This is a genomic window from Shigella sp. FC1967, assembly GCF_001743005.1.
Taxonomy (GTDB): domain Bacteria; phylum Pseudomonadota; class Gammaproteobacteria; order Enterobacterales; family Enterobacteriaceae; genus Proteus.
Genome location: NZ_MIIZ01001027.1, coordinates 1 through 1259 on the forward strand (window position 1 = coordinate 1; position 1259 = coordinate 1259).

Below are 1259 nucleotides of genomic sequence, written 5' to 3' on the forward strand. Positions count from 1 at the left end.
TTTGCTGAGATTCACAGCCTGGATTGGCGATTCGATAACAATAGAATCTTCGTTCCAAAGCTCCGGGTTATTTGCCAAAGACGAATCGAGATATTTCCCTTCCATCTCCACGGCCACAGATATGGCACTGGCAATTCCCGCCTTGTGAAAACCGGCGTGAATCGCTTTATCAAGCACACCACCCCCATGAAAGAGGCTGCATACCGAAAGCGATTCTCCATTCTCCAGCTTACTGATAAGCCGGTTGACGCGCTCGATCACTCGCTCTTGTTGATGGTGAGCGGAGATCACAATTGCGCCGTTACGGATGAACACGCGGAGCATCTCTACACCGTCAAAAACGGTAGCAAGCTCCTGCACGGTCAGATCGATGATTGGAGACACCCGGCCATTGCGCTCACGCTTACTGATGGTGAACTTACCCTCCTCTTTGACGCGAAGCACAACCTGGGAATCTTTCAACTCCAGATCGTACTTCATGCCAGGATAATAACCTTCACGCAGTAGCTTTTGGCCTTCCAGCCAGACGCGCTTCTTGCCTCGATGTTCTCCTAACTTGGTGTTTACGATAGTAGCCATGAGCTCTCTCCTTTCGGTTGAGAGGCCACTACCGTCCCAATCGGGAAGTAATGGCCCCGATGGGTTTAAAGTGGTTCTCAGTTCACAGCGATGCCGTGAGACTGAATGGCATTAGCAAAGCCAGCCATTTGTTCAGGGAAGGTGTAGCGGTTGATGTCCTGGCTGCGAGCCAGATTGACATGCACCTTCTTCACCTTCGTTTCGTCAGAGTCGTACTTCTCAAGCGCCAGCTTCTCAGCTTCTTCCGGATCTCGGCCCAGCGAGTAGGCGTAAATCACAGAGGTGAAGCCAAGTCCTGAGCCGAATGCGTAGACTTGTTTCTCGAAATGGACGTCAGCGAAATAGATGCTGAATCCGGATTTGAGGTTATGTTTTTCCATGATGCACTCCAAATAGTTTGGGGGCGCACCACGTCCCGAACCGGGCGGATGCACCCGGTTTAGGGTTAGTAGATTGCTCAAGCTGTTACGCCAGCCTGAGCCTTTATTGCTTCAAGCACGATCTCTGCTTCCTTGATAGAACCAGTGCTGTACAGCTTATGCAGCACCCGGCCAAGGTTCACAGAGGTCTTTTCTTTCACTTGGAGATACTTGACATAGAAGTCATACAGTTTCTCCGCCTGCTCAAGGTGGGACATGCTCTCAACGGGAATAGTATTCCCTGGATTGCAGTACCACTTT

At 50.8% G+C, this 1259-nt stretch carries 2 protein-coding genes and 1 pseudogene; all 3 read right to left on the minus strand.

All coding sequences use genetic code 11. The features are described 5' to 3' along the window. A pseudogene (locus tag BHE89_RS17735) lies at positions 1-579 on the minus strand (DNA cytosine methyltransferase); the annotation flags it as partial. 77 nt (positions 580-656) lie between these two features. Further along, the gene (locus BHE89_RS17740; protein ID WP_000410925.1) at positions 657-959 is read right to left on the minus strand and encodes a hypothetical protein; all 303 of its coding nucleotides are present in this window, start codon (positions 957-959) and stop codon (positions 657-659) included. Positions 960-1036: 77 nt separating this feature from the next. Then, positions 1037-1259 (minus strand): hypothetical protein (locus BHE89_RS17745; RefSeq protein ID WP_458694237.1); only part of this gene is annotated, 223 nt, incomplete at its 5' end.